The 23658-nt window shown below is 72.8% G+C and carries 20 protein-coding genes; 17 read left to right on the top strand and 3 right to left on the bottom strand.

From position 1 onward, the window contains the following. Positions 1 to 35: 35 nt before the first annotated feature. Positions 36 to 1328: a S1C family serine protease gene (locus tag FJQ56_RS03210; RefSeq protein WP_140007749.1), complete on the bottom strand. Its 1293-nt coding sequence runs from the start codon at positions 1326 to 1328 to the stop codon at positions 36 to 38. A 134-nt stretch (positions 1329 to 1462) separates the two neighbouring features. On the opposite strand from FJQ56_RS03210, the gene FJQ56_RS03205 reads away from it, so the two are divergent. From FJQ56_RS03205 to FJQ56_RS03175, 7 genes are all read left to right on the top strand, one after another. Continuing rightward, positions 1463 to 3043 (top strand): long-chain-fatty-acid--CoA ligase, encoded by a 1581-nt coding sequence (locus FJQ56_RS03205; protein ID WP_140007748.1) that lies wholly within the window; start codon positions 1463 to 1465, stop codon positions 3041 to 3043. Positions 3044 to 3098: 55 nt separating this feature from the next. Continuing rightward, complete coding sequence (locus tag FJQ56_RS03200; protein WP_140007747.1) at positions 3099 to 3287, top strand: hypothetical protein; 189 nt, start codon at positions 3099 to 3101, stop codon at positions 3285 to 3287. Next, positions 3287 to 4258, top strand: a complete 972-nt coding sequence (locus FJQ56_RS03195) for a YihY/virulence factor BrkB family protein (RefSeq protein WP_140007746.1) — start codon at positions 3287 to 3289, stop codon at positions 4256 to 4258. Before FJQ56_RS03200 ends, FJQ56_RS03195 begins: the two co-directional genes overlap by 1 nt. Before the next feature lie 31 nt (positions 4259 to 4289). Beyond that, the gene (locus tag FJQ56_RS03190; RefSeq protein ID WP_140007745.1) at positions 4290 to 4757 is read left to right on the top strand and encodes an EVE domain-containing protein; all 468 of its coding nucleotides are present in this window, start codon (positions 4290 to 4292) and stop codon (positions 4755 to 4757) included. Between the two features lie 76 nt (positions 4758 to 4833). After that, complete coding sequence (locus FJQ56_RS03185) at positions 4834 to 5391, top strand: Uma2 family endonuclease (protein ID WP_170215241.1); 558 nt, start codon at positions 4834 to 4836, stop codon at positions 5389 to 5391. Between the two features lie 64 nt (positions 5392 to 5455). Next, entirely contained in the window at positions 5456 to 9325 is a 3870-nt protein-coding gene (locus FJQ56_RS03180) for a Pls/PosA family non-ribosomal peptide synthetase (protein ID WP_140007743.1), read from the top strand. Then, entirely contained in the window at positions 9322 to 10635 is a 1314-nt protein-coding gene (locus FJQ56_RS03175) for a M1 family metallopeptidase (RefSeq protein WP_140007742.1), read from the top strand. The genes FJQ56_RS03180 and FJQ56_RS03175 overlap by 4 nt, the downstream gene beginning before the upstream one ends. Positions 10636 to 10724: 89 nt before the next feature. Here FJQ56_RS03175 and FJQ56_RS03170 read toward each other — a convergent pair whose 3' ends face one another. Then, a complete protein-coding gene (locus FJQ56_RS03170) occupies positions 10725 to 12014 on the bottom strand; it encodes a citrate synthase (RefSeq protein WP_246083961.1) in 1290 nt (429 codons plus the stop codon). Positions 12015 to 12279: 265 nt separating this feature from the next. On the opposite strand from FJQ56_RS03170, the gene rplM reads away from it, so the two are divergent. From rplM to FJQ56_RS03150, 4 genes are all read left to right on the top strand, one after another. Beyond that, positions 12280 to 12723 carry a 50S ribosomal protein L13 gene (gene rplM, locus FJQ56_RS03165; RefSeq protein WP_140007741.1) on the top strand — a complete coding sequence of 148 codons (444 nt, stop codon included), beginning with the start codon at positions 12280 to 12282 and terminating at the stop codon, positions 12721 to 12723. Positions 12724 to 12762: 39 nt separating this feature from the next. Continuing rightward, on the top strand, positions 12763 to 13263 hold the full coding sequence (rpsI, locus tag FJQ56_RS03160; protein WP_140007740.1) for a 30S ribosomal protein S9: 501 nt from the start codon (positions 12763 to 12765) through the stop codon (positions 13261 to 13263). Between the two features lie 88 nt (positions 13264 to 13351). Next, complete coding sequence (gene glmM / locus FJQ56_RS03155) at positions 13352 to 14731, top strand: phosphoglucosamine mutase (RefSeq protein WP_140007739.1); 1380 nt, start codon at positions 13352 to 13354, stop codon at positions 14729 to 14731. Between the two features lie 85 nt (positions 14732 to 14816). Next, positions 14817 to 15425, top strand: a complete 609-nt coding sequence (locus FJQ56_RS03150) for an FKBP-type peptidyl-prolyl cis-trans isomerase (protein WP_140007738.1) — start codon at positions 14817 to 14819, stop codon at positions 15423 to 15425. A 25-nt stretch (positions 15426 to 15450) separates the two neighbouring features. Here the strand turns inward: FJQ56_RS03150 and coaA are convergent, their stop codons facing one another. Next, entirely contained in the window at positions 15451 to 16428 is a 978-nt protein-coding gene (coaA, locus tag FJQ56_RS03145) for a type I pantothenate kinase (protein ID WP_140007737.1), read from the bottom strand. 76 nt (positions 16429 to 16504) lie between these two features. Between coaA and glmS the strand changes: the two genes are divergently transcribed. The 6 genes from glmS to FJQ56_RS03115 all read left to right on the top strand — a co-directional run bounded on the left by glmS (position 16505) and on the right by FJQ56_RS03115 (position 23657). Beyond that, positions 16505 to 18373: a glutamine--fructose-6-phosphate transaminase (isomerizing) gene (gene glmS / locus FJQ56_RS03140; RefSeq protein ID WP_140007736.1), complete on the top strand. Its 1869-nt coding sequence runs from the start codon at positions 16505 to 16507 to the stop codon at positions 18371 to 18373. Positions 18374 to 18383: 10 nt separating this feature from the next. Continuing rightward, entirely contained in the window at positions 18384 to 18737 is a 354-nt protein-coding gene (locus FJQ56_RS03135) for a holo-ACP synthase (protein ID WP_140007735.1), read from the top strand. Between the two features lie 106 nt (positions 18738 to 18843). Then, the gene (locus FJQ56_RS03130) at positions 18844 to 19998 is read left to right on the top strand and encodes a hypothetical protein (protein WP_140007734.1); all 1155 of its coding nucleotides are present in this window, start codon (positions 18844 to 18846) and stop codon (positions 19996 to 19998) included. Positions 19999 to 20044: 46 nt separating this feature from the next. Beyond that, complete coding sequence (locus FJQ56_RS03125; protein ID WP_140007733.1) at positions 20045 to 21448, top strand: bifunctional ADP-dependent NAD(P)H-hydrate dehydratase/NAD(P)H-hydrate epimerase; 1404 nt, start codon at positions 20045 to 20047, stop codon at positions 21446 to 21448. Then, positions 21445 to 22575 (top strand): alanine racemase, encoded by a 1131-nt coding sequence (alr, locus tag FJQ56_RS03120; protein WP_140007732.1) that lies wholly within the window; start codon positions 21445 to 21447, stop codon positions 22573 to 22575. Before FJQ56_RS03125 ends, alr begins: the two co-directional genes overlap by 4 nt. Then, positions 22572 to 23657, top strand: coding sequence for an alpha/beta fold hydrolase (locus FJQ56_RS03115; RefSeq protein ID WP_246083960.1), 1086 nt, complete (start codon positions 22572 to 22574; stop codon positions 23655 to 23657). The genes alr and FJQ56_RS03115 overlap by 4 nt, the downstream gene beginning before the upstream one ends. Position 23658 lies beyond the last annotated feature (1 nt).

Raw genomic sequence — 23658 nt, 5'->3', positions numbered from 1 at the left:
GGGGGGCCGTCCGAGCGCGGAGTCCTACCCCCTGGTCAGGAAGCCGGGTCCGCGTCGGAGTCGAGGGTGAGCTGGACGGTCTTCTCCTGGCCGTTGCGCTCGTAGGTGATGGTCACCTTGTCGTCGGGCCGGTAGGACCGCACGGTCGCGACTAGGGAGTCGGACCCGGTGATCAGGTGGTCGTCGACCTTGGTGATCACGTCGCCGTCCTGCAGCCCGGCCTGGCCGGCCGCGGAGTCGGCGCCCACCTCGGAGATCTTGGCGCCGTCGACGACCTGGGCCCCGCCGGTGGCCGCGACGTCCTGCACCGACACGCCGATCCGGGCGTGGGTCGGCTTGTCGCCGTTCTTCATCTGGTCGATGACCGGCAGCACCTCGTCGATCGGGATCGCGAACCCGAGCCCGATCGAGCCGGACTCGCCGGACCCACCGGACGAGGTCGACTGGATCGAGGAGTTGATGCCGATGACGTGGCCGTCGCTGTCGACCAGCGGGCCACCGCTGTTGCCCGGGTTGATCGCGGCGTCGGTCTGGATCGCGGGGTAGACCGTCGCGTTGCCCTGGCTGTCGGAGCCGACCCCGACCGGGCGGTTGAGCGCGCTCACGATGCCGGAGGTGACCGTCGCGTCGAGGCCGAACGGCGAGCCGATCGCGACGACCTCCTCGCCGACCTTGACCGCGTCGGAGTCGCCGATGGTGGCCGGGGTGAGGCCCGAGACGCCCTGCGCCTTCACCAGGGCGGTGTCGGTGAGGGGGTCCAGGCCCACGATCGTGGCCTTGGCGTGGCTGCCGTCGGCGAACGACGCCGTGATGCTGCCGTTGTCGCCGGCGACCTCGGCCACGTGGTTGTTGGTCAGGATGAGCCCGTCGGAGCTCAGGATGATGCCCGAGCCCGAGCCGGCCTCCTGGCCGCTGCTCACGTCGAGCTTGACGACCGAGGGCAGCACGGCCGAGGCCACGGCCTCGACGCCGCTCCCGGAGGCCGGGTCGTTGTCGCCGCGGGCGACGACGGGGCTCGCGGAGACCGTCGACGACGACGACGTGGCCGACGAGTCGTCGCCGTTCATGGCGTCGTACGCCGCGGCGCCGCCGAGCCCGGCTCCGCCACCCACCACGAGGGCGGCAGCGACCACGGCGGCCGCGAAGCCCTTGCGCCCACGTCGCGGCGGGAGCGCCGGACGCGACTGCTGGGCGAGCATCTGGGTCTGGTGCTCGAAGGGCGGGTACGCCGGCGGCGGGGGCGGGGCGTCGTGGTAGTCGTGGAACCGCGGCTGCTGCGGTTCCGGGGGCCCAGAGGGCGGCGGGGTCGAAGAGGGCGTGTCGTTCATGCTCCCGAGCCTCGCGCCTGACCCTGTGGCTGGGCTGAGACCGGGCTGGGGGAGTGAGAAGAACCCGGCGCGATCTCGGTCCTCGTGGTGGCTTTGCTGTGTCCTCGCTCACACTCTCCCGGCACAATGACGACGTGACCGCCCCCGAGCCCCAGTTCCTCGACGACCGACTGGCCCACTGGGCTGGCGAGACCCCCGACGCCGACGCGATCACCTACCTGTCGCGCACCTTCAGCTGGCGCGAGTGGGACGACCGCGTACGCCGCAACGCCGGTGGCCTGCAGGCGCTCGGCATCGGCCGGGGCGACGTCGTGGCCTTCCTGGACAAGAACCACCCGGCCTGCGTCGAGACCACTCTCGCCGCGGCGTCGCTCGGCGCGGCCAACGCGATCGTCAACTGGCGCTCGGCCGGCGACGAGGTCGACTACGCGCTCAACGACTGCGGTGCCCGGGTGCTGTTCGTCGGTGCCGAGCTGATGCCGACCATCGAGCGGATCCGCGACCGGCTCACCCGTGTCGAGCGGATCATCGAGGTGACCCCCGAGGGCGGCGAGGGCGACGCCTACGAGGCCTGGCTGGCGGCGTCCACCCCGGTCGGGCGTCGGGACGACGTGACCCCCGACGACACCTGCCTGGTCATGTACTCCTCCGGCACCACCGGGCGTCCCAAGGGCGTGATGCTGTCGCACCGCAACCTGCTGAGCCACACCCGCAACGCCCACGACGGCTGGCGCTTCGAGCCGGGGGACAAGTGCATGGTGGCGATGCCGCTCTTCCACGTCGGCGGGTCGTCGTACGTGATGTTCCCGATCCACGACGGCGTGCCGATCGTGATGACCCGCGACCCCGACGGGGCGTCCCTGGCCGCGGCGATCCTGGCCGGGGCCAACCGCACGTTCCTCGTGCCGGCGGTCCTGGCCCAGGTGCTGCAGACCGGACCCGACGCGATCCGGCTGTTCGGCGCGCTGAAGACCTACACCTACGGCGCCGCCCCGATGCCTCCGCCGCTGCTGCGCGCGGCGATGGAGGCGTGGCCCGACACCGACTTCCTCCAGGTCTACGGGCTGACCGAGGTCGCCGGCGTCGTCACCCAGCTGGGCTCGCACGACCACCGCACCGCCGTGGCCGACGGCCACCCCGAGCGGCTGGTGTCGGCCGGCAAGCCGATCCCCGAGGTGGAGGTGCGCATCGTCGACCCCGGCTCCGGCGCCGACGTCGGCACCGGCGAGCACGGCGAGATCTGGCTTCGCACCCCGCAGCTCTTCCAGGGCTACCTCGGCAAGCCCGAGGCCACCGCCGAGGCCGTGACCGACGACGGCTGGTTCCGCACCGGCGACCTCGGCAAGGTCGACGCCGACGGGTTCGTCTACGTCGAGGACCGGATGAAGGACATGATCATCAGCGGTGGCGAGAACATCTACTCACCCGAGGTCGAGCGGGTCCTGGCCGAGCACCCGGCCGTGATGGAGGTCGCCGTGATCGGCGTGCCCGACGACGTCTGGGGCGAGTCGGTCAAGGCGGTGGTGTCGCTCCACGAGGGGCAGCAGGCGAGTGAGGACGAGCTGATCGGCTACTGCCGCGAGCACCTCGCGGCGTTCAAGTGCCCGCGAAGCGTCGACGTCACCGGCCCGCTGCCGCGCAACCCCACCGGCAAGATCCTCAAGCGCGACCTGCGCACGCCCTACTGGCAGGGCCGCGACCGGCAGGTCAACTGACCGCCCGCCGGCCGGTCGTGATGGGATTCGGGTCCGCCCACGCATCGGAGATCTCGTGCTGCAGCTCGCCCTCGGACTGCTCGTCGTCGTCCTCGGCACCGTCCTCGTACGCCGGACCTCGCCCGGGTCGTCGTCGCGCGTGCGTGCGGGGCTGTCGCGGGCCAACAACGTCGTGTCGGGCGTGGTCGTGATCGTGATCGGCGCCGTCCTGGTGCTGTTCGGGCTCCTCGACCTGGCCAGCTGATGACCACCGCACGGCTGGTGCCGGTCACCATCGAGATGGACGGCGACGAGCTCGACGCCGAGGACGCCTGGCACCTGGTGCGACGCCACGGCGTCCGCGCGGTGCTCGTCGGCGCGTTCGTCCGGTTCCGCTACGGCGACGGGTTCACCAACAGCCGCGCCCTGGCCCTGCAGACCTGCCTGGGCGTCGTACCGTTCCTGCTCGCGGCGACCGGGCTCGCGGCCGACGTCGACGACGAGCGGTGGTCGCGGGTCGTCTCGTTCACCGTCGATGCCGTGTCGCCGGGCGGCGATGGCGAGGACGCGCTGGCCGGGGCGGTGTCCGGCGGCTCGGAGGGCGCGGGCGAGGTGGCCCTGGTCCTCGGCCTGCTGCTCGCGCTGGTGTCGATGACCACGGCGATGGCGCAGGTCGAGCGGGGGAGCAACCGGATCTACGGCATCCGCCGCGACCGGCCGGCGCCGGCCAAGTACGGCCGGGCCGCGGTGCTCACCGCGATCCTGGCGGTCCCGGTCGGCCTGGGGTTCTTCCTGCTGGTCGCGGGCGGCGCCTTCGGCGACGCGATGGTCCGCGAGTACGGCTGGTCGGACGGCGCCCACGCCACGTGGCAGGTGCTGCGGTGGCCGGCGGGTCTGGTCCTGCTGGTCAGCACGATCGCGGTGCTGCTCGACCACGCCCCACGCCGTCGGCAGCCCGCGCTGTCCTGGCTGGCCCTCGGCTCGGTGGTCGCCGTCGTGCTCAGCATGGCCGCGGCCGCCGGTCTGGCGCTCTACGTCAACGTCAGCGGGTCCTTCGACAGCACCTACGGGCCGCTGGCCGGCATCGTCGCGCTGCTGCTGTGGAGCCTGATGTCGGCGATCTCGCTGTTCCTCGGGGTCGCGGTGTGCGCCCAGCTCGAGGCGCTGCGGGCCCACCAGCCCGAGCCGGCCGAGCCCGACCCCGGCCGGCCGCACCACCAGGACGTCGCGGACTGATCCTGTCGGTGGTCGCTGCTGTGATGGGCCCATGACCGGCGACCGCACCCGCTACTGGGTCAACACCATCAGCCTCGATCACGTGCTGCTCGGCGTCGAGGGCGGCTTCACGCAGGCCGACCACGGCGCCGACACCCGGCTGCGGCGCCTGCGCCACGGCGACGGCATCGCCTTCTACTCCCCGCGCACGGCGATGCGCACCGGCCGGCCGCTCCAGCAGTTCACGGCGCTCGGCGTGGTGGCCGACGACGAGCCCTTCCGGGTCGACGTGCGCGAGGGGTTCCGCCCGTGGCGTCGCCGGGTCGACTTCGAGGCGGTGGCGGCGGTGCCGGTCAAGCCGCTGCTGCCGATGCTCGGGTTCATCGATGACGAGGAGCACTGGGGCCTGCCGTTCCGGCGGGGACTGTTCGAGGTCCCGTCCGGCGACTTCGGCTGCATCGCGGGGGCGATGCGCGACGCTGCAGACGGCCCCGTCGACGTCATCGGAGCCCGCGGATGAGCACGGTCCGGGCGGCTGTCCACAGGCTGCGCGGCGCCGGTGGTGCGGCGTACGCTGTGTCGGCACGATCACCTCCGTGAGCACAGGAAGCCCGATGACCACCGAGACGCTCGACGAGACCCGGACCCCGATGTCCTGGGAGGACTACGAGGCGCTCGAGGACGTCCGGGGCGAGTACTTCGGAGGCCAGCTCGTCGTGACCGGGTTCCCCAGCAGGCGCCACCAGCGGATCGTCCTCGATCTCGCGATCCTGATCAAGGAGACCCTCCCGCCCGGGGCGGAGGTCCTCCCGTCCTGGGGCTGGTCGCCCGTGGGCGTCCGCGAGGAGCTCGGGCCCGACCTGATGGTGCACACCTCCCAGGAGGACGAGCGGTTGACGGCATCCACCCCGTTGCTGGTCGTCGAGGTGCTCTCGTCCAACCGACGCACCGACCTGGTCGAGAAGATGTTCCGCTACGCCCGCTGGGGCGCGGCCACCTACTGGACCGTCGACCGGCGCGACCACGAGCTCGTGGTCCACGAGCTTCACGACGACATGTTCCGGGTGGCAGCCGTGCACACGTCCGGGGTCGTGGTGGCGTCCTACGGCGACCACGTCGAGGTCGAGGTCGACCTCGACGCCCTGCTGCGCTGACGACCCGCACCGCGGACCGGGACGCGGTCACCGACCGTTCACCCTCCTCCGCAAGGGTGGCCCGGTGATCCCGCCCAACGACCCGCTGCGCCGCGGGGCTCTCGCACCGGCCCCGCGGACCCTCGTGGAGATCTTCCGCGCCACCGTCGAGCAGGCCGCCGACGAGCCCGCGGTCGACGCCGGCACCGGTGTGCTCACCTACGCCGAGCTCGAGGAGGCCGCCGACGGGCTCGCCGACGAGCTCGCCGCGCTCGGCATCGGGCCCGGCGACCGGGTGGGCGTCCGGGTCCCGTCGGGCACGACCGACCTCTACGTCGCCATCATCGGCATCCTGCTGGCCGGTGCCGCCTATGTCCCCGTCGACGCCGACGACCCCGACGAGCGGGCCCGCCTGGTGTTCGGCGAGGCCGACGTCGCCGCGGTCGTGGGGGCGGGCCTGACGGTGGCGACCCGGCATACCGCCGAGCCGCGGGAGCCGTCCGACCCGGGTCTCGACGACGACGCGTGGGTCATCTTCACCTCCGGCTCGACCGGCAAGCCCAAGGGCGTCGCGGTGTCGCACCGGTCCGCGGCCGCCTTCGTCGACGCCGAGTCGCGGATGTTCCTGCAGGGGTCGGCCGGCCGCGAGCCCCTCGGCGTCGGCGACCGGGTGATGGCCGGGCTGTCGGTCGCCTTCGACGCGAGCTGCGAGGAGATGTGGCTGGCCTGGCGCTACGGCGGCTGCCTGGTCCCGGCGCCGCGAGCCCTGGTGCGCAGCGGCATCGACGTCGGCCCCTGGCTGATCGCCAACGGGGTCACCGTGGTCTCGACGGTCCCCACCCTGGTGGCGCTGTGGCCCGCCGAGGCGCTGGCCGCCGTCCGGCTGCTCATCATGGGCGGCGAGGCCTGCCCGCCCGAGCTGGCCGCCCGCCTGGTCGCCCCGGGTCGTGAGGTCTGGAACACCTACGGCCCGACCGAGGCCACCGTCGTCGCCTGCGGCACCGAGCTCACCGGCGAGGGGCCCGTGCGGATCGGGCTGCCGCTCGACGGGTGGGACCTCGCGGTCGTCGACGCCGACGGCCACCCCGTCCCCGAGGGGGCGACCGGCGAGCTGATCATCGGCGGGGTCGGCCTGGCGCGCTACCTCGACCCGGTCAAGGACGCCGAGAAGTACGCCGCGATGCCCACGCTCGGCTGGCAGCGCGCCTACCGCAGCGGCGACCTGGTCGTGAACGACCCCGCGGGGCTGTTGTTCGGCGGCCGGGCCGACGACCAGGTCAAGCTGGGCGGTCGACGTATCGAGCTCGGCGAGATCGACAGCGCGCTCCTGTCGCTGCCCGGGGTGCAGAGCGCGGCCGCCGCCGTACGCCGGACCGCCGCCGGCAACAGCCTGCTCGTCGGCTACGTCGCCGTCGACGCCACCTTCGACCAGCCTGCCGCCGTCGCGAGCCTGCGCGCGTCCATGCCGGCAGCACTGGTGCCCCGCCTCGCGGTCGTCGACACCCTGCCCACCCGCACCTCCGGCAAGGTCGACCGCGACGCGCTGCCGTGGCCGCTCCCGTCCGCGGCCGACGCGACCGCTGCCGCGGGGCTCACCGACACCGAGACCTGGGTCGCCGGACTGTGGCTCGACATCCTCGGGGCGGCCGTGGACACCCGCGAGGCGGAGTTCTTCGACCTCGGCGGCGGCAGCCTGTCGGCGGCCCAGCTGGTCTCGCGGCTGCGCGAGCGTCACCCCGAGGTCGTCGTCGGCGACCTCTACGAGCACCCGACGCTCGGCGCGATCGCCGCGCACCTCGACGGCATGGCCGCGGCCGGACCGGCCAGCGACCGCAGCGTGCGCCCCACGCCCCTCAAGACCCAGAACGGCCAGGTCGTCGCGACCCTCCTGGTGCGGTGCCTGGCGGCGCCGCGCTGGGTGTTCTGGGTGGGCCTGGTCTGCCTGCTCGTCGGCTCGCTCGACGGCTGGGGCTGGCTGCCCGACGTGCCCGTCTGGCTGCTGGCCGTCCTCGGTGCGGGCTTCGTGCTGCCGCCGGGGCGGATGCTGGTGGCCGCCGGCGCCGCCCGCCTCCTGCTGCTCACCGTCGAGCCCGGTGACCACCCGCGCGGCGGCAAGACCCACCTGCGGCTGTGGCTCGCGAGCCACGTCGTCGACGAGGTCGGTGCCATCGGCCTGGGCGGCGCGCCGTTCATGACCTGGTACGCCCGCCTCCTCGGCGCCCGCATCGGTCGCGACGTCGACCTCCACTCGGTCCCGCCCGTCACCGGCCTGCTCCGGCTGGGTCGCGGCTGCTCGATCGAGCCCGAGGTCGACCTCACGGGCTACTGGGTCGACGGCGACGTCCTCCACCTCGGCGAGGTGAGCGTCGGCGCCCGCGCCCGCGTCGGCGCCCGCAGCATGCTGCTGCCCGGTGCCGTGGTCGGAGCCGGCGCCGAGGTCGCCCCCGGCTCGGCCGTCTTCGGCGAGGTCCCGCCCGGCGAGTTCTGGTCGGGCTCGCCGGCCGAGCGGGTCTCCGACGACGCCCGCGGCCCGTGGTTCTCCGAGCGCCCGGTGAGCAGCCGGGCCTGGGTGGCGGCGTACGCCGTGGTCGCGGCGCTGCTGGGCCTGCTCCCGCTGGTCGCGGTCGTCGCAGGCGCACTGCCGCCGCTGCTGCTCGCCGACGCGCCCGACGACGCCCACGGCCTGCTCCGGCTGCTGTGGTGGCTGCCGCTCTCGACGGTCCTGGGGCTCGTCGTCCTCACCGGCTTGGTCTGGGCCGTCGTCCGGCTCGCCGGGAGATCGGTGACCTCGGGGGCGTTCCCGGTCCGCAGCCGCCCGGCGCTGGCGGTCTGGGCGACCATGCGCGTGCTCGACGAGGCCCGCACCTGGCTGTTCCCGCTCTACTCCTCGACGCTCACGCCGGTGTGGCTGCGCGCGCTCGGTGCCCGCATCGGCAAGGACGTCGAGGCGTCGACGGTCCTGATGATCCCGTCGCTCACGCAGGTCAACGACCAGGCGTTCCTGGCCGACGACACCCTCATCGGCGGCTACGAGCTCGGCGGCGGCTGGCTGCGCGCCGAGAAGGTCAAGATCGGCAAGCGGGCCTTCGTCGGCAACTCCGGCATGGCCGCCCCCGGGCGCAAGGTCCCCAAGGCGTCGTTGGTCGCCGTGCTGTCCGCCGCGCCCCGTCGGCGTACGGCGGGCAAGGGGGAGTCGTGGCTCGGCAGCCCACCCGCCCCGCTGCGCCGTACGGCGGCCACCGACGCCGACCACACGACGACCTACGACCCGCCCACCCGGCTGCGGGTCTATCGCGCCCTGGTCGAGGTGTGCCGCCTGGTGCCGCAGATGGTCTCGCTCGCGCTCGGCGGCATCGTCGCGATCGCCCTCGTGGCGCTGCTCGACGACCACGTCCTGCTCGCGCTGCTGCTCACCGGGCCGCTGCTGGTCGGCGCCGGGCTGGCCGCCGCCCTGGTCACGGTGGCGGCCAAGTGGCTGCTGGTGGGCCGGATGCGCCGCGGCAGCCACCCGCTGTGGAGCTGGTTCGTGTGGCGCAACGAGCTGGCCGACACCTTCGTCGAGGTCGTCGCGGCGCCGTGGTTCGCCCGCGCGGTCAGCGGCACCCCGGTCCTCAACGCGTGGTTCCGCCTGATGGGCGCCACGATCGGTCGTGGCGTGTGGTGCGAGACCTACTGGCTGCCCGAGGCCGACCTGGTCGAGCTCGGCGACGGGGCGACCGTCAACCAGGGCAGCGTCGTGCAGACCCACCTGTTCCACGACCGCCGGTTCGCCAAGGACGTCGTGGTGCTCAAGCGGGGGGCGACGCTAGGCCCCAACAGCGTCATCCTGCCCGCGGCGACCCTCGGTCGGCACGCTACGGTCGGCCCCGTGTCGTTGGTGATGAGGGGCGAGTCGGTGCCGGACAAGACGACCTGGATCGGCAACCCGATCGGTCCCTGGGACCAGACCCGGTGACGAGCCTCCCCACCGCCGACCCCTACCTGCCCGACCACGGCGACCCGTCCTGGAGCGCGCAGCACTACGACCTCGACCTCGGCTACGACCTGGTCCGCAACCACCTGCGCGGCCAGGCCGTCATCCGTGCGGTCGCCGTCGAGGACCTCTCGCGGATCGTGCTCGACCTCTCGTCCCTGCGCGCCACCAAGGTGGTGCTCGACGGCAAGTCGCCGGCGCGCTATGCCGCGCGCGGGCACCGGCTGGTCGTGACGCCCAAGCAGACGCTGCGCGCCGGCACCACGTTCGAGCTGCGGATCACCTACGCCGGCACGCCCCAGCCGCTCATCGACAAGCACCACGGCGACGCGGGGTGGGAGGAGCTCACCGACGGCGTCATCGTCGCCGGCCAGCCCCACGGGGCCCCGACCTGGTTCCCCTGCAACGACCGGCCCGACGACAAGGCGTCATACTCGCTCACGATCGCCGCACCCCACGACTACACCGTCGTCGCCAACGGCACCCTGACCTCCCGGCGCCGGGGCTCCAGCGCGACCACCTGGGTCTACGAGCAGCAGGCCCCCATGGCCACCTACCTCGCCACGGTCCAGATCGGGCGCTACGACGTCCGCGAGCTCGCCGAGGACCCGCCGCTGCTGGCCGCGATCCCGTACGACGCGGGGGAGGGGTTCGAGGCCGGCTTCGGCCGCAACGCCGAGATGCTGACGACGTTCAGCGAGCTCTTCGGGCCCTACCCGTTCCCGACCTACTCGGTCGTCGTCACCGACGACGAGCTCGAGATCCCGCTGGAGTCGCAGAGCCTGTCGACGTTCGGCCGCAACTTCCTCACCGACGACTGGGAGGCCGTCCGCCTGGTCGCCCACGAGCTCGCCCACCAGTGGTTCGGCAACGCCGTCACCCTGCGGCGCTGGCAGGACATCTGGTTGCACGAGGGCTTCGCCTGCTACAGCGAGTGGCTGTGGTCGGAGGCTTCCGGCGGCGAGTCGGCCGACGACTGGGCCGACCACCACCACGCCCGCCTCGCCGACGACGACCAGGACCTCCTGCTCGCCGACCCCGGGCCCGAGCTGATGTTCGACGACCGGGTCTACAAGCGCGGCGCGCTCACCCTGCACGCCCTGCGTCGCACGATCGGCGACGACGCGTTCTTCGACCTGCTCCGCGCGTGGGTGAGCACCCACGCCGGCGGCAACGTCACCACCGCCGACTTCGTGTCGATGGCGGTCGAGCGCACCGCCCCCGACGGCCCCGACCTCACCGACCTGTTCGTCACCTGGCTGCACCAGAAGCCCCTGCCCGACCTCCCCTGACGCTGACCCGTCGCCCATGGGCGACGGGTCACCGCCAAAAACACGCTGACCCGTCGCCCACGGGCGACGGGTCAGCGGGGTACGACGGGTCAGGCCCAGCGTTCCGAGGCCGGCACGAACGTCAGCTGACGGTCGCCGGTGTAGATCTGCTTGGGGCGCGCGATCTTCTGCTCCTTGTCCTGCACCAGCTCCGACCACTGCGAGAGCCAGCCCGGCGTACGGCCGATGGCGAAGAGCACGGTGAACATCTCGGGCGGGAACTGGAAGGCCTCGTAGATCAGGCCGGAGTAGAAGTCGACGTTGGGGTAGAGCTTGCGCTTGATGAAGTACTCGTCGTTGAGCGCGATCTTCTCCAGCTCCAGGGCGATCTCGAGGAGCGGGTTGACCCCGGTGACCTCGAAGACGTCGTCGCAGGCCTTCTTGATGATCGTGGCCCGCGGGTCGAAGTTCTTGTAGACGCGGTGGCCGAAGCCCATCAGCCGCTCGTTGCCGTCCTTGACGCCCTTGATGAAGGCGGGGATGTTCTCCTTCGAGCCGATCCGGCGCAGCATCTTGAGCACGGCCTCGTTGGCGCCGCCGTGCAGCGGGCCGTAGAGCGCGCCGACGCCGGCCGCGACCGCCGAGTAGGGGTCGACCTGCGAGGAGCCGACCGAGCGGACCGCGTTGGTCGAGCAGTTCTGCTCGTGGTCGGCGTGCAGGATGAACAGCACGTCGAGGGCCTTGACCAGGCGCTCGTCGGCCTCGTACTTGGACTCGCTCATCTTGAACAGCATCGACAGGAAGTTGGCGGTGTAGCTCAGGTCGTTGTCGGGATAGACGTAGGGCTTGCCCTGCGCGTGGCGGAACGCCCAGGCGCCCAGCGTGGGCATCTTGGCGATCATCCGGACGACCTGGATGTGCCGGTTGTCGGCGTCGCCGATGCGGCCGGCGTCGGGGTAGAAGGTCGACAGGGCGCCCACGGAGGCCATCAGCATGCCCATCGGGTGGGCGTCGTAGCGGAAGCCCTGCATGAAGCTCTTGACGTTCTCGTGGACGAACGTGTGGTAGGTGATCTCGTGCACCCACGCGTCGTACTCGGCCTTGGTCGGGAGCGCCCCGTGCACCAGCAGGTAGGCCACCTCGAGGAAGCTCGACTTCTCGGCGAGCTGCTCGATCGGATAGCCGCGGTACTCGAGGATGCCCTTGTCGCCGTCGATGTAGGTGACGGAGGAGCGGCACGAGGCGGTGTTGACGAAGCCCGGGTCGTAGACGGCGAGTCCGGAGGACTCCTCGTCGGGTCGGATCTTCCCGATGTCGGCGGCCTTGATGGTGCCGTCGGTGATCGGGACGTCGTACTCCGTGCCGGTGCGGTTGTCGCGGACGGTGAGGGAATCGGTCACCCTCCCAAGGTAGTCGTCGCCGCCAGAGGCCCGCACGACGCCCGTCGATTGGCGGACACCGGCGCCCGGCCGTAGTCTTGGCGGTCGCGTCCCTACCGTGCCGTGCCCCTGACCCGGGCCGGTGCAGTCCCGGAGCCCTCCGCACCACCAGCTCGACCACATCTCCACCACGAGGGCAGCCGGGCCGAGTTCGTCAAGAGACGCGAGCAGCACCTCCGCCGGGAGGATTCCCGGGTCGGATCCTACGAACGCAGAAAGCAAGGTCATGGGTACCTACGCCCCCAAGCCCGGCGACATCACTCGCACGTGGCACGTCATCGACGCCGAGGACATCGTACTGGGCCGTCTCGCCGTCGAGTGCGCGACGCTCCTTCGTGGCAAGCACAAGGCCACCTACGCGCCCAACGTCGACGGCGGCGACTTCGTCGTCGTCATCAACGCCGAGAAGGTTGCCCTCGCCGGCAACAAGAAGGTCACCAAGAAGGTCTACCGCCACTCGGGCTTCCCCGGTGGTCTGACCGAGACCTCCATCGGCGACATCCTGGTCAAGGACGCCCGCAAGGTCGTCGAGAAGGCCGTCTGGGGCATGCTCCCCAAGAACAAGCTGAGCCGTCAGCAGCTCGGCAAGCTCAAGGTCTACTCCGGCCCGGAGCACCCGCACGCCGCTCAGCAGGCCGTGCCCCACGAGATCAAGCAGATCTCCCAGTAGTCGCGACCTTCAACCACAGACTGAGCAGGTAGAAACCCCATGACCGAAAACGCCACCGAGGTCGACGAGACCTTCACCCCCGACGAGTCCGGCGTGTCCTACACGTCCGAGAGCTCCGCGTCGGCCGACACCCCCGCCCGTCCCGCGACCATCGCCCCCGCGGCGGCCACCGGCCGTCGCAAGGAGGCGGTCGCCCGCGTGCGCATCGTCCCCGGCACCGGCCAGTTCCGCATCAACGGCCGCACGATGGACTCCTACTTCCCCAACAAGCTGCACCAGCAGGTGGTCAACGAGCCGTTCGCCGCCCTGCAGCTCGAGGGTCGCTTCGACGTCATCGCCCGCATCCACGGCGGCGGCATCACCGGCCAGGCCGGCGCGCTGCGCCTCGGCATCGCCCGGTGCCTCAACGAGATCGACCTCGAGACCAACCGCGCCACGCTCAAGAAGGCCGGGCTGCTCACGCGCGACTCGCGCGTCATCGAGCGCAAGAAGGCCGGTCTGAAGAAGGCCCGCAAGGCTCCGCAGTTCTCGAAGCGCTGATCACTGGCCGCGTGCTTCGGCACGTGGCTGCCCACGTCGGTCGGCGGTCCTCCCCGGACCGCCGACCTTCGTCGTTCCAGGAGGTTTGATGACGCGCATCTTCGGCACCGACGGAGTCCGCGGACTCGCCAACAGCCACCTCACGGCCGAGCTCGCGCTCGACCTGGGCGTGGCTGCGGCGCGAGTCCTGGTCGACCACGGTGACTACGCACGCCGACGTCCGCTGGCGGTCGTCGGCCGCGACACCCGCATCTCGGGGCAGTTCCTCGAGCACGCGATCGTGGCCGGCCTGGCCTCGGCCGGTGTCGACGTGCTCCTGCTGGAGGTGCTGCCGACCCCCGGCGTCGCCTACGCCACCGACGCTCTGGGCGCCGACATCGGCGTGGTGATCAGTGCGTCCCACAACGCGATGCCCGACAACGGCATCAAGTTCCTGGCCCGTGGCGGCGTCAAGCTCGACGACGCCCTCGAGCGGGAGATCGAGGCCCACCTCGGTCAGGAATGGGACCGACCCACCGGCGGTGACGTCGGCCGGGTGCGCCCCTACGCCCCCACCTCGGAGGAGTACGCCGCCCACCTCGTACGCACGCTCGACGGCTCCCTCGACGGGTCGCTCGACGACTCGGACGCCGGGGGGCAGCGGTTGCGGGTCGTGCTCGACTGCGCCCACGGGGCGGCCAGCGAGGTCGGCCCCCGCGCGTTCGCCGACGCCGGCATCGACGTGGTGACGATCGGCGCCGAGCCCGATGGCCTCAACATCAACGACGGCTACGGCTCCACCCACCTCGAGCGGCTGCAGCAGGCCGTGGTCGACCACGGTGCCCACGCGGGCTTCGCCGTCGACGGCGACGCCGACCGGTGCCTGGCCGTCGACGCCACCGGCACCGTCGTCGACGGAGACCAGATCCTGGCGATCCTGGCCGTCGGGCTGCGCGACGCCGGCCGGCTGGCCGACGACACCGTGGTCGCGACGGTGATGAGCAACCTGGGCTTCGTGCGGGCCATGGAGGCGGCGGGCATCACCGTGCGCCAGACGGCGGTCGGCGACCGCTACGTCCTCGAGGACATGCGCACCGGCGGCTACAACCTCGGTGGCGAGCAGTCGGGTCACGTCATCATGTCCGACCACGCCACCACGGGCGACGGCCTGCTCACCGCGCTGCACGTGCTCCAGCGGATGACGGTGACCGGCCAGTCGTTGCGCGACCTGGCCGCCGTGGTCACCCGGTTCCCCCAGGTGCTGGTCAACGTCCCCGGTGTCGACAAGAACCGGTGCGACGACCCCGAGCTGGTCGCCGCCGTGACCGCCGAGCAGACCGCCCTCGGCGACAGCGGCCGGGTGCTGCTGCGGCCCTCGGGCACCGAGCCGCTCGTGCGTGTGATGGTCGAGGCCGCCACGTCCGAGGGCGCCCAGGGTGTGGCCGACCGGCTCGCCGGCGTCGTGCGCACCCGCCTGGCGCTCGGGTGAGCGACGCCCCGCCGTACCCCGTCGTGCCCCTCGAGGTCGGCCTCGAGCTCCCGAACCCGCTCGACCCAACCCATGGAGGAACCCCATGACCCGATCCCGGACCCTGACCCGCGCCCGGCGCTGGCCGCTGCTCGCGTCCGCAGCGCTCCTCGCCGTCACCCTGGTGGGCTGCGGCAGCGAGGACGACGACGAGTCGGGCACCGACCCGGCGCCGACCACGCCGACCACGTCGGCCTCGTCGACGGCCGGCTCCGAGTCGGGTGAGCAGGGGGCCGAGCTGCCTGCGTGGTCCCCGAAGATCCTGACCGAGGGCGACGCCGTCACCGGGCTCGACTTCACCGACACCCCGAAGCCGGGCGCCGAGCTGCAGGTCGCGACCGTGACCAAGGGCGACGGGCCGAAGGTCGAGGCCGGGCAGTCGATCACCGTCCACTACTACGGCTCGCTCTACCAGAGCGAGAAGCCCTTCGACGAGAGCTACAGCGGCGGCCAGCCGGCGACCTTCGCCATCGGCGTCGGCCAGGTCATCCCCGGTTGGGACCAGGCCATCCCCGGCATCCCCGTCGGCAGCCGGATCATCATGTCGATCCCGCCCGACCTCGGCTACGGCGCCGCCGGCAGCCCGCCGGTCATCCCGGCCAACGCGCCGCTCTTCTTCGTGGTCGACATCCTCTCGGTCGACGACGGCACCTGAGCCACGCCGGTGTCGGCGGGTGCGCTCAGAGCTTGCGCATCCGCACGTAGCGCACCGAGTGGTCGCGGTCCTTGCGGAGCACCAGCGTCGCGCGCGAGCGGGTCGGCAGCACGTTCTCGACGAGGTTGGGGCCGTTGATGGTGTCCCAGATGCGGGTCGCCTCGACGACGGCCTCGTCGTGGGTGAGGGCGGCGTACTTCGCGAAGTAGGAGCCCGGCTCGCGGAAGGCGGTCTCGCGCAGTCGCAGGAAGCGGGAGACGTACCAGTCGCGGATCTTGTCGCGCCCGGCGTCGACGTAGATGGAGAAGTCGAAGAAGTCGCTCAGCGTCAGCCCCGCCCGTCCGTCGTCGCGCACCCGCGCGGGCTGCAGGACGTTGAGGCCCTCGATGATCACGATGTCGGGGCGCTTGACCACGACCTTCTCGTCGGGGACGACGTCGTAGACGAGGTGGGAGTAGGTCGGCGCCTCGACCTCGTCCTTGCCCGACTTGATGTCGACGACGAAGCGGAGCAGCGCGCGACGGTCGTAGGACTCCGGGAAGCCCTTGCGCTGCAGCAGCCCCCGCCGCTGGAGCTCGGCGTTGGGGTAGAGGAACCCGTCGGTGGTGATGAGGGCGACGTTGGGGTGCTCGGGCCAGTGGGCCAGCATCTGCTGGAGCACGCGCGCGGTCGTCGACTTGCCGACGGCGACCGACCCGGCGAGACCGATCACGAACGGCGTGCGCGGCGGGGTGCGCTGGTGCAGGAACTGCTCCTGCTCGCGGTGCAGGCGACTGGCCGACTCGACGTACAGGCTGAGCAGGCGGGAGAGGGGGAGGTAGACCTCCTGGACCTCCTCGAGGTCGAGGGCGTCGCCCAGCCCGCTCAGGGCCTGGATCTCGTCCTGGCGCAGCGGGTTGGTGGTCTCGTGCGCCAGCGCCGCCCAGGCCGAGCGGTCGAGCTCGATGTAGGGCGAGGCCTCCCGGTGCGCCTCGTCGAGGCGATGGCCTCCGCCGTGGGACATGGGCGTCATCCTTGCAGGCCGCGCGACCGGGGAGCCTGTCGGCTCGACGGCTCGATGGCACGTAGGATCGTGGCCCATGTGCGGGATCGTGGGATACGTAGGGCCGCGCCAGGCGCAGGACGTCGTGGTGGAGGGGCTCCGCCGCCTCGAGTACCGCGGCTACGACTCGGCCGGGGTGGCGCTGGTCGTCCCCGATGCCGACGGCGCCGGCCCGGGCGGCCGGATCGCGGAGGCCAAGAAGGCCGGCAAGCTCGCCAACCTCGAGAAGCACGTCGCCGACGCCCCGCTGCCGCCGTCGCACACCGGCATCGGCCACACCCGCTGGGCGACCCACGGTGCGCCCAACGACGTCAACGCCCACCCCCACCTCGGGCACGAGCGCCGGGTCGCGCTCGTCCACAACGGCATCATCGAGAACTTCGCCGAGCTGCGCTCGCGCCTCGAGGCCGACGACCACGTGCTGGTCTCCGAGACCGACACCGAGGTCGTCGCCCACCTCGTCGAGCTGCAGGTGCAGTCCGGGGTCGACCTGACGACCGCGATGCAGCGCGTCTGCCAGGTCCTCGAGGGCGCCTTCACCCTGGTCGCCATCGACGGCCAGGACCCCGACCGGGTCGTCGCGGCCCGCCGCAACAGCCCCCTGGTCGTCGGCGTGGGGGAGGGCGAGAACTTCCTGGGCTCCGACGTGGCGGCGTTCATCGAGCACACCCGCGAGGCGCTCGAGCTGGGCCAGGACCAGGTCGTCTCCATCACCCGCGACGGCGTCGAGATCACCGACTTCCACGGCGAGCCCGCCGAGGCGCAGGCCTACCACGTCGACTGGGACCTCTCGGCCGCCGAGAAGGACGGCCACGACTGGTTCATGCGCAAGGAGATCTTCGAGCAGCCGCGCGCCGTCGCCGACTCGCTGCTGGGGCGGCGCAGCCAGTCGGGCCTGCTGCAGCTCGACGAGATGCGGCTCTCCGACGACGAGATCCGCGACATCGACAAGATCATCATCATCGCCTGCGGCACGTCCTTCTACGCCGGCATGGTCGCCAAGTACGCCATCGAGCACTGGACCCGCATCCCGGTCGAGGTCGAGCTGGCCAGCGAGTTCCGCTACCGCGACCCGATCCTCGACTACTCGACCCTCGTCGTGGCGATCAGCCAGTCCGGCGAGACCGCCGACACCCTGCAGGCCATCCGGCACGCCCGCACCCAGCGCTCCAAGGTGCTCGCGATCTGCAACACCAACGGCTCGACGATCCCGCGCGAGTCCGACGCGGTGATCTACACCCACGCCGGTCCCGAGATCGGCGTCGCCTCCACCAAGGGGTTCCTCACCCAGCTGGTGGCCTGCTACCTGCTGGCCCTCTACGTCGCGCAGGTCAAGGGCACCCGCTACGGCGACGAGGTCGACGAGGTGATGGCCCAGCTCGAGGCCATCCCCGAGCAGATCGAGACCGTCCTGGCCGGCGCCCAGCAGATCTACGACCTGGCCGCCGAGCACGTCGACACGCGCTCGGTGCTCTTCCTGGGTCGCCACGCCGGCTACCCCGTCGCCCTCGAGGGCGCGCTGAAGCTCAAGGAGCTCGCCTACATCCACGCCGAGGGCTTCGCCGCCGGCGAGCTCAAGCACGGCCCGATCGCGCTCGTCGAGCCCGGCCTGCCGATCCTGTGCGTCGTGCCGCCCCGCGGTCGCGACCAGCTGCACGAGAAGATGATCAGCGGCATCCAGGAGGTCCGGGCCCGCGGCGCCCGGACCATCTGCCTCGCCGAGGAGGGCGACACCAAGATCGAGCCGTACGCCGACGTGCTGATCCGGCTGCCGCGCGTGCCCGTGCTGCTGCAGCCGCTCGTCGCCACCGTCCCGCTGCAGCTCTTCGCCTGCGAGCTGGCCACCGTGATGGGCCACGACGTCGACCAGCCGCGCAACCTGGCCAAGTCCGTCACGGTCGAGTAGGGATCGCTCAGTGGCGGTCATCGGGGTCGGCATCGACGTGTGCGACCTGGACCGGTTCGCGGCGTCGCTGGCCCGCACGCCCGGCCTGCTCGACCGGCTGTTCACCCCCGCCGAGGCCACCCGCCCGCCCGCGTCGCTCGCCGCACGGTTCGCCGCCAAGGAGGCGCTGGCCAAGGCCCTGGGCGCGCCCGGGGGACTGGCCTGGCACGACGCCGAGGTGGTCTCGGAGGAGTCCGGTCGGCCGCTCCTCGAGCTGCGCGGCACGGTGCGCGCGCGGGCCGACGAGCTCGGCGTACGGCACGTGCACGTGTCTCTCTCGCACGACGCGGGGATCGCCTCGGCCGTCGTGGTGCTCGAGTCCTGACCCCAGCCTCTGCGAATCCTCAAGGGGAGCCCAAGGTTGGGTCCGCCGTCTGGGGGATTGGCTCAAGGACGGGCTCGAGGGCCGGAACCGGCCCCACTCTTGACCCATGACCCGCGTAGCCCCCACGTTCGCAGCCGTCGTCGCCCTCGTCGCCCTGCCGCTCGCCGCCCTCGTCTCCCTGCCGACCACCGCAGTCGCTGCTGCTCCCGTCGGCAACTGCGCCGACCTCGACTCCGGCCGCCAGGTCGTGCCCGGCAACCAGGACCGCATCACGGTCACGGCCGCCACCGGCAAGCTCATCACCGGCTACTGCGTGAAGTCCGCCGGCCTCAGGGGCACCACCGGCGCCCCCCAGTACGTCACGCTCGTCACTCCGGTCGCCCAGCTGTCGCTGACCCACACCGACGGCGGCAACCTCACGCACTACTCGCTGTCACTCACCTCGGCCACGACGCCGACCACCCCCACCACCGAGCCGACGACGCCGACGACGCCGACCACGCCGACCACGCCCACGACGCCCACCGAGCCGACGACGCCGACGACGCCGACGACGCCGACCGAGCCGACGACGCCCACCGAGCCCACCACCGACCCGGTGATCCCCGACAACCCGCCGTCGTCGAGCACCGGCTCCTTCGACTGGAACTGGACCTACCCGGCCCCGGCCTGCGACGCCCTCACCGTGGCCTACCCCTCGGACCTGCCCAGCGGCCAGGCCAACGACGTCAACATCCGCCTGGAGACCAACCGCGGCCAGGTCTCGCTCAACTACCACCTCGACCAGGGCACCTGGGACGGCACCGTCGGCTTCACCTACTCCCAGCACCGCCAGTGGCCGGCCGGCGTCACCGACTACACCGTCAGCTGGATCCAGGTCGCGGGCACCAACTACCACTGGCAGGGCGCCCTGCGCTGCCGCGCCACGACCGACGGCGACCCCGCGACGTACGACGCGCCCGTCGCCGTGACCCGGGTGGACGGCTTCCGTGCCGGCACCGTCACCGTCGCCCGCGGCCGGGCCGCCGCGACCGACGCGGTCGTGGTGAGGCAGGCCGGTGCGGCCGACGTCGTCCTGCAGCAGCGCAGCGGGAGCACCTGGCGCACCGTCAAGGCCGTCAGCACGAACGCCGACGGCGCGGGCCGCGTCACTTTCCCGACCCAGACGCGCCGCGGCCACTACGACTACCGCCTGGCCGTCACCGGCTCGGAGGCCGCCACCGGCGCCCGGTCGGGCGTCCTCGCCGTCACCGTGCGCTGACCGGTCCGTCCCGGGCGCCGGCCGCGTGCCCACTAGCGTGGGCACGGTGAGGCAGGCACACACCGTCGACCAGGTCCGCGCGGCCGAGAGCGAGCTGGCCGCGACGCTGCCCGAGGGCACGTTGATGCAGCGCGCGGCCCACGGGCTGGCCCACGCGGTGCTCGACCTGCTCGGCCCCGGCGCCTACGGCCGGCGGGTGCTGCTGCTGGTCGGCTCGGGCGACAACGGGGGCGACGCGCTCCTGGCCGGCGCCGTCCTGGCCCGCCGCGGCGTGTCGGTCGTGGCCTGGCTGCTCTCCGACCGGGCCCACGAGGCGGGGCTCGCCGCGCTCCGCGCGTCCGGGGGTACGACGACCACGCGGGCCCCCACGCAGCGACCCGACCTCGTCCTCGACGGCGTGGTCGGCATCGGCGGTCGCCCCGGCCTGCGACCCGACGCGGCCGCGGCGCTCGACGCCCTGGCCGGCGTGCCCCTCGTCGCCGTCGACACCCCCAGCGGCATCGACGTCGACACCGGCGAGCTGCCGACCGACACGCCCCACGTCCGCGCCGACCTGACCGTCACCTTCGGCACCCTGAAGCCCGCCCACCTCGTCGACCCGGCCGCCGCCGCCGCGGGCGCCGTCCACCTCGTCGACCTCGGGCTGGGCCCCTACCTGCCGGCACCGGCCGTCGAGGCGCTGCAGCCCGTCGACGTCACCGCCCTGCTGCCGCGTCCGACCGCCGACGCCCAGAAGTACTCCCGCGGCGTCGTCGGCGTCCGCGCCGGGTCCGCGGCCTATCCCGGCGCCGGGCTGCTGTCGGTGGCCGGCGCCGGCTGCGGCCTGGCGGGGATGGTGCGCTACGTCGGTGACGACGTGGTCCGCGACCTGGTCCGCGCGCAGCACCCCGAGGTGGTCGGCGCCGGGCGGGTGCAGGCGTGGGTGGTCGGCAGCGGCAGCGGCGACGGCGCGCGCGGCATGCTGGCCGAGGCGCTGGCCGACGACGTCCCGACCGTCGTCGACGCCGACGCGCTCGCCCACGCCCCGCGCGACCGGCCGGACGCGATCCTCACCCCCCACGCCGGCGAGCTGGCCACGATGCTCGACGTCGAGCGGGCCGAGGTCGAGGCCCGCCCGCTCGCCCACGCCCGGATCGCCGTCGACCGCTACGGCTGCGTCGTGCTGCTCAAGGGGCGCCATACCCTCGTCGCCCACCCCGACGGCCGGGTGCGCGCCACGACCACCGGCACCCCCTGGCTGGCCACCGCCGGCGCGGGCGACGTGCTCGGCGGGGTCGTCGGTGCCCTCGCCGCCGCCGGCCTCGACCCCTATGACGCCGCGAGCGTCGGCTCGTGGCTGCACGGGGCTGCCGCCACGCACGCCTCGCAGGGTGGCCCGATCACCGCCGGCGCCGTGGCGGCAGCCGTGCCGGAGGTCCTGCGGGCGCTGCTGCGACAATCGACCCCATGAGCGGAGGGTCCCGAGCCGAGATCGTCGTCGACCTCGACGCGATCGGTCACAACGTGTCGACCTTGCGCGCGCTCACCGGCGTCGCGATGATCACCGTCGTCAAGGCCGACGCCTACGGCCACGGCATGCTGCCGGTCGCTCGGGCGGCTCGCGCCGCCGGCGCCGAGTGGCTCGCGGTGGCGACCCTCGACGAGGTACGCCGCCTGCGCGCGGCCGGCGACACCGGTCGGCTGCTGACCTGGCTGACCGTCCCCGACGAGCAGTACGACCACGCGATCCGCGCCGACGTCGACCTCACCGCCTACTCCGTCGCCGAGCTCGACGAGATCGCCGCCGCCGCGACCCACGTCGGTGCGCCGGCCCGGGTGCAGCTCAAGGTCGACACCGGCCTGTCGCGCGGGGGAGCCGCGCGTGCCGACTGGGAGCCGTTCCTGGCGCGGGCCCGGGCCGGCGAGCAGGCCGGCCAGTGGAAGGTCACCGGCATCTGGTCCCACTTCGCCTGCGCCGACGAGCCCGCCCACCCGGCCAACGACGCCCAGCAGGCAGCCTTCGACGACGCGCTCGCCCTCGCGGACGACATCGGGCTGACCCCCGAGATCCGTCACCTGGCCAACTCCGCCGCGGCGATCCTGCGCCCGCAGAGCCGCTACGACGCCGTGCGCGTCGGGCTGGCGACGTACGGCCTCGACCCCGCGCCGGGCGTCGACCACGGCACCGACCTGCGGGTGGCGATGACCGTGCGCGCCGAGCTGGCCCTGGTCAAGCAGCTCGAGGCCGGCGACGCGGTGTCCTACGGCCACACCTGGACCGCCCCGGAGCGCACGACGATCGGCCTGGTGCCCGCCGGCTACGCCGAGGGTGTGCCCGTCGCGGGCAGCAACCGGCTCGAGGTGACCGTCGACGGCAAGCGTCGCCCGGTGCGCGGGCGGGTCTGCATGGACCAGGTGCTCGTCGACCTGGGCGGCGACACCCCGCCCGAGGGCAGCGAGGTCGTGCTGTTCGGTCCGCCGGGCGGCGGCCGGGCCACCGCCCAGGACTGGGCCGAGGCGTGCGGCACCATCAACTACGAGATCGTGACCCGCATCGGAGGACGGATGACCCGTCGCTACACAGGAGCCACCTCGTGACCACCGGACGCCGTCGCCTGCTCGGCGCGATCGGCGGTGCGGTCGGGCTGGCCGCCGCCGGCACCGCGGTCGGCCTGCTGCGCCAGCAGCGCTCGGTGGGCCGCGACGCGGGTGACGAGGTCGCGTTCGGCACGCTGCGGTCGAGCCCGATCACGGTCGTGGCCGACGACGGCCTCCCGCTCCACGTCGAGGTCGACGAGGTCGAGGAGGACGACCAGCCCCGGCGGCGCCGGGGACAGGGCCGTGGCCCGGCCGTCACCGTCGTCTTCGCCCACGGCTACTGCCTCAACCTCGACTCCTGGCACTTCCAGCGCGCCGCCTACCGGGGCCTGGTCCGCACCGTCTACTACGACCAGCGCTCCCACGGCCGCTCCGGCCGGTCCGAGCGCGAGCACGCCACGATCGACCAGCTCGGGCACGACCTGCGCGCGGTCATCGAGCAGGTCGTCCCCGACGGCCCGGTGGTGCTCGTGGGCCACTCGATGGGCGGGATGACCGTCTGTGCGCTCGCCGAGCACTACCCCGAGCTCATCGGCGACAAGGTCATCGGCGTCGCGCTCCTCTCCACCACGGCCGGCGGTCTCGACGTCAGCCGGATCCTGCTGCCGCTGCTGCCCGCCCGGCTCACCAACCGCGCCACGCACCGCGCGGTCGCGACCCTGGCCGTGGGTCACGGCGCGGTCGACCAGGTACGCCGGGTGGGCCGCTTCATCGCCAACGTCGCCACGAGCAGGTTCGCCTTCGGTGGCGACGTCCCCCCGTCCTACGTGTCGTTCGTCGACGACATGCTGGCGGCGACGCCGTTCGAGGTCGTTGCCGACTTCTTCCCGAGCTTCTCCGGGCTCGACAAGTTCGACCACGTCGAGGTCCTCGACCAGGTGCCGGTCTCGGTGATCTGCGGCACCGCCGACAAGCTGACGTCGGTGGGTCACTCGCGCAAGCTCCACGCGCGCATCCCCTCCTCGCGGCTGCTCGAGTGCGAGGGTGCCGGGCACATGGTGCCGCTCGAGCGTCACGACCAGGTCAACGCCGAGCTCGACCAGCTGATCACCGCGGCCACGACCCGCGCGGGCGCCCGGTGAC

It is taken from the genome of Nocardioides plantarum (assembly GCF_006346395.1).
In the GTDB taxonomy this organism is placed as follows: domain Bacteria; phylum Actinomycetota; class Actinomycetes; order Propionibacteriales; family Nocardioidaceae; genus Nocardioides; species Nocardioides plantarum.
Note: the sequence above shows the minus strand (reverse complement) of the source record. Positions and strands in the feature narration are given on the sequence as shown.